3 rRNA genes are annotated in these 5467 nt (G+C 56.3%); all 3 read left to right on the top strand.

Annotation, left to right across the window (positions count from 1 at the left end):
* Positions 1-252: 252 nt before the first annotated feature.
* The 3 genes from KBX21_RS26220 to rrf all read left to right on the top strand — a co-directional run bounded on the left by KBX21_RS26220 (position 253) and on the right by rrf (position 5397).
* A 16S ribosomal RNA gene (locus KBX21_RS26220) occupies positions 253-1785 on the top strand.
* A gap of 306 nt (positions 1786-2091) precedes the next feature.
* Positions 2092-5184: ribosomal RNA gene (locus tag KBX21_RS26225) — 23S ribosomal RNA — on the top strand.
* A 97-nt stretch (positions 5185-5281) separates the two neighbouring features.
* Positions 5282-5397 (top strand): 5S ribosomal RNA (rrf, locus tag KBX21_RS26230).
* The 16S, 23S and 5S rRNA genes sit together here, the layout of an rRNA operon.
* The last annotated feature ends 70 nt before the right edge of the window (positions 5398-5467 follow it).

Genomic DNA, 5467 nt, shown 5'->3' on the forward strand with positions numbered 1-5467 from the left:
GGAAACGCAAAAAGCCTTCTCCGGAAGAGCAGACGGAACTTCGGTTCTGGCGCTTGTACGGGAAGAGTGATTGTTTCTTGAGAACTCAACAGCGCGTGTTTGATTTTCTTTAAGCCATGTTTGTTTTGGCCCCGACGCACTTCGGTGCGTAGGGTTCCTTTGATTAACCAACGCGAGTTGGTTGGTCAGGATTTCTTCTAGGTTTACTCGCCCCAGGCTGACCTCACGGTCGCCGGGACGGGTTGTTTGACCTTTATGGAGAGTTTGATCCTGGCTCAGGACGAACGCTGGCGGCGTGCTTAACACATGCAAGTCGAGCGGTAAGGCCCTTCGGGGTACACGAGCGGCGAACGGGTGAGTAACACGTGAGCAACCTGCCCCTGACTCCGGGATAAGCGGTGGAAACGCCGTCTAATACCGGATACGACCCGCCACCTCATGGTGGAGGGTGGAAAGTTTTATCGGTCAGGGATGGGCTCGCGGCCTATCAGCTTGTTGGTGGGGTAAAGGCCTACCAAGGCGATTACGGGTAGCCGGCCTGAGAGGGCGACCGGCCACACTGGGACTGAGACACGGCCCAGACTCCTGCGGGAGGCAGCAGTGGGGAATATTGCACAATGGGCGAAAGCCTGATGCAGCGACGCCGCGTGGGGGATGAAGGCCTTCGGGTTGTAAACCTCTTTTACCACCAACGCAGGCTCCACGTTCTCGTGGGGTTGACGGTAGGTGGGGAATAAGGACCGGCTAACTACGTGCCAGCAGCCGCGGTAATACGTAGGGTCCGAGCGTTGTCCGGAATTATTGGGCGTAAAGAGCTCGTAGGCGGCATGTCGCGTCTGCTGTGAAAGACCGGGGCTTAACTCCGGTTCTGCAGTGGATACGGGCATGCTAGAGGTAGGTAGGGGAAACTGGAATTCCTGGTGTAGCGGTGAAATGCGCAGATATCAGGAGGAACACCGGTGGCGAAGGCGGGTTTCTGGGCCTTACCTGACGCTGAGGAGCGAAAGCATGGGGAGCGAACAGGATTAGATACCCTGGTAGTCCATGCCGTAAACGTTGGGCGCTAGGTGTGGGGACTTTCCACGGTTTCCGCGCCGTAGCTAACGCATTAAGCGCCCCGCCTGGGGAGTACGGCCGCAAGGCTAAAACTCAAAGGAATTGACGGGGGCCCGCACAAGCGGCGGAGCATGTTGCTTAATTCGACGCAACGCGAAGAACCTTACCAAGGTTTGACATCACCCGTGGACCTGTAGAGATACAGGGTCATTTAGTTGGTGGGTGACAGGTGGTGCATGGCTGTCGTCAGCTCGTGTCGTGAGATGTTGGGTTAAGTCCCGCAACGAGCGCAACCCTTGTTCCATGTTGCCAGCACGTAATGGTGGGGACTCATGGGAGACTGCCGGGGTCAACTCGGAGGAAGGTGGGGACGACGTCAAGTCATCATGCCCCTTATGTCTTGGGCTGCAAACATGCTACAATGGCCGGTACAATGGGCGTGCGATACCGTAAGGTGGAGCGAATCCCTTAAAGCCGGTCTCAGTTCGGATTGGGGTCTGCAACTCGACCCCATGAAGGTGGAGTCGCTAGTAATCGCGGATCAGCAACGCCGCGGTGAATACGTTCCCGGGCCTTGTACACACCGCCCGTCACGTCATGAAAGTCGGCAACACCCGAAACTTGTGGCCTAACCCTTCGGGGAGGGAATGAGTGAAGGTGGGGCTGGCGATTGGGACGAAGTCGTAACAAGGTAGCCGTACCGGAAGGTGCGGCTGGATCACCTCCTTTCTAAGGAGTCTTTTGAAGACCAACACCTTTCTATCGTTGGTCGGACTCGAAAGTGGACCTCACACCCCTTGCGGGGTGATGGGGAGTGGCTGAAGAAAATTGGACTTTGCCTCCGGCGACTAGAAGCGTCGGGGGGCGCGCTGTTGGGTGTCTGAGGAAGCAATCCTTGTGGTTGGTTCCCGCTACCACCTCCAGTAACTCCCACGTCCTGGCCCTTGCGGGTTGGGTTTGTGGTTTGAGGTAGGGGAGTTTGTGGTTGGTGTTTTGATTTGTGAATAGTGTGCGCGAGCATCTTATTATCTGTAGTGGCCAAGTGATAGTGGCACACGGTGGATGCCTTGGCATCAGGCGCCGATGAAGGACGTGGGAGGCCACGATAGGCCGCGGGGAGCTGTCAACCGAGCTTTGATCCGCGGGTGTCCGAATGGGGAAACCTAGCCCGAGTTGTGTCGGGTTGCCGCTACCTGAATGTATAGGGTAGTTGGTGGTGACGCGGGGAAGTGAAACATCTCAGTACCCGTAGGAAGAGTAAACAACAGTGATTCTCCTAGTAGTGGTGAGCGAACGGGGAAGAGGCTAAACCGTGCGCGTGTGATAGACGACAGTCGTTGCGTGTGCGGGGTTGTGGGATGCATCTTTTCAGGTCTGTCGGCCTGGAGCGCTGATGATTTTTCTAGCTGAATCCGTTGGGAAACGGTACCGGAGTGGGTGAGAGTCCCGTAGGTGAAGGAAGAGTCTAGGTGTTGATGTTCTCCCGAGTAGCGCGGAGCCCGAGAAATTCCGTGTGAATCTGGCAGGACCACCTGCTAAGCCAAAATACGTCCTGATGACCGATAGTGCACTAGTACCGTGAGGGAAAGGTGAAAAGTGCCCCGGTGAGGGGTCGTGAAATAGTACCTGAAACCGTGTGCTGTCAAGCCGTCAGAGCTGAAGCTTGTCTTTGGTGATGGCGTGCCTTTTGAAGAATGAGCCTGCGAGTCATGGTGTGTGGCAAGGTTAACCCGGGTGGGGTAGCCGTAGGGAAACCGAGTCTGAATAGGGCGATTGAGTCGCATGCTGTGGACCCGAAGCGGAGTGATCTACCCATGTCCAGGGTGAAGCGGGGGTAAGACCTCGTGGAGGCCCGAACCCACCAGAGTTGAAAATCTGGGGGATGAGGTGTGGGTAGGGGTGAAAGGCCAATCAAACTCCGTGATAGCTGGTTCTCCCCGAAATGCATTTAGGTGCAGCGTCACGTGTTTCTTGCTGGAGGTAGAGCTACTGTTTGGCTGATGGGCCCTACAAGGTTACTGACGTCAGACAAACTCCGAATGCCGGTTAAGTGAAGCGTGGCAGTGAGACTGCGGGGGATAAGCTTCGTAGTCGAGAGGGAAACAGCCCAGATCATCAGCTAAGGCCCCTAAGCGTGTGCTAAGTGGGAAAGGTTGTGGAGTTGCTGAGACAACCAGGAGGTTGGCTTAGAAGCAGCCATCCTTTAAAGAGTGCGTAATAGCTCACTGGTCAAGTGGTTCTGCGCCGATAATGTAGCGGGGCTTAAGTACACCGCCGAAGCTGTGAAGTTCAGCCCGTAAGGGCTGGGTTGGTAGGGGAGCGTCGTGCATCCAGTGAAGCTGCCGAGTGATCGAGTGGTGGAGGGTGTGCGAGTGAGAATGCAGGCATGAGTAGCGAAAGCAACGTGAGAAACGTTGCCGCCGATTGACTAAGGGTTCCTGGGGCAGGTTAATCCGCCCAGGGTGAGTCTGGACCTAAGGCGAGGCCGACAGGCGTAGTCGATGGATAACGGGTTGATATTCCCGTACCCGTGCACGAGCGTCCAGTATCGAATCAGGTGATGCTAACCACGCTGGTTCTTGGTGTGCCCTTCGGGGGATGCCTCTGAACTGGTCTGGGACCCGAGCTTGTAGTAGGTAAGTGATGGGGTGACGCAGGAGGGTAGCTCTACCCGGCGATGGTTGTCCGGGAGTAAGCGTGTAGGCCGAGGGGTAGGCAAATCCGCCCTTCGTTAAGGCTGAGACGTGATGCCGAGCCGTTTTTGGTGAAGTGAGTGATCCCATGCTGTCGAGAAAAGCCTCTAGCGAGTTCGTGTGTGGCCAGTACCCTAAACCGACGCAGGTGGTCAGGTAGAGAATACCGAGGCGTTCGGGTGAACCATGGTTAAGGAACTCGGCAAATTGTCCCCGTAACTTTGGGAGAAGGGGAGCCCTGTCTGGTGACGGTCTTTACGGCCTGAGCTGGGTGGGGTCGCAGATAGCGGGGGGAAGCGACTGTTTATTAAAAACACAGGTCCGTGCGAAGTCGTAAGACGCTGTATACGGACTGACGCCTGCCCGGTGCTGGAACGTTAAGAGGACTGGTTAGTGGGTTTCGGCCCGCGAAGCTAGGAATCTAAGCGCCAGTAAACGGCGGTGGTAACTATAACCATCCTAAGGTAGCGAAATTCCTTGTCGGGTAAGTTCCGACCTGCACGAATGGCGTAACGACTTCCCCACTGTCTCAACCATGGGCCCGGTGAAATTGCACTACGAGTAAAGATGCTCGTTTCGCGCAGCAGGACGGAAAGACCCCGGGACCTTCACTATAGCTTGACATTGGTGTTTGGGATGGTTTGTGTAGGATAGGTGGGAGCCTGTGAGACTGTCACGCTAGTGGCGGTGGAGGCGTTGGTGAAATACCACTCTGACTGTTTCGGGCATCTAACTTTGGACCGTGATCCGGTTCGGGGACAGTGTCTGGTGGGTAGTTTAACTGGGGCGGTTGCCTCCCAAAGAGTAACGGAGGCGCCCAAAGGTTCCCTCAGCCTGGTTGGTAATCAGGTGTTGAGTGTAAGTGCACAAGGGAGCTTGACTGTGAGACGGACGTGTCGAGCAGGAGCGAAAGCTGGGACTAGTGATCCGGCACCGGCGTGTGGAAGCGGTGTCGCTCAACGGCTAAAAGGTACCCCGGGGATAACAGGCTGATCTTCCCCAAGAGTCCATATCGACGGGATGGTTTGGCACCTCGATGTCGGCTCGTCGCATCCTGGGGCTGGAGTTGGTCCCAAGGGTTGGGCTGTTCGCCCATTAAAGCGGCACGCGAGCTGGGTTTAGAACGTCGTGAGACAGTTCGGTCCCTATCCGCTGTGCGCGTTGGAGACTTGAGAAGGGCTGTCCCTAGTACGAGAGGACCGGGACGGACGAACCTCTGGTGTGCCAGTTGTCCTGCCAAGGGCATGGCTGGTTGGCTACGTTCGGGAGAGATAACCGCTGAAAGCATCTAAGCGGGAAGCTTGCTTCGAGATGAGGTCTCCTGCCTCCTTGAGAGGGTAAGACTCCCTGTAGACGACAGGGTTGATAGGCCGGGTGTGGAAGCCTCGTGAGGGGTGGAGCTGACCGGTACTAATAGGTCGAGGGCTTGTCCGCTGCAGATAATTGGATGTTCGCGCACACTTTGTTCACGAAGCTTGCTCGTGGCTGTTGCTCCCCTGTTGGGTTGAGTGGTGGTTGTGGGTGTTGGTTTCCGTGGTGGTTTTGGCAGGAGGGTCACACTCGGTCTCATTCCGAACCCGGTCGTTAAGTCTCCTTGCGCTGATGGTACTGCCCTGTTGTGGGGTGGGAGAGTAGGTCGCTGCCACGGTTTTTCTTGATAGGGGAGGGGAAGGGCTTGTCCTTTGGGGCGGGTTCTTTCCCTTCTTTTTTGTTGGGGT

The sequence above is a fragment of the Nocardiopsis sp. B62 genome (genome assembly GCF_018070675.1).
Classification (GTDB): Bacteria; Actinomycetota; Actinomycetes; order Streptosporangiales; family Streptosporangiaceae; genus Nocardiopsis; species Nocardiopsis prasina.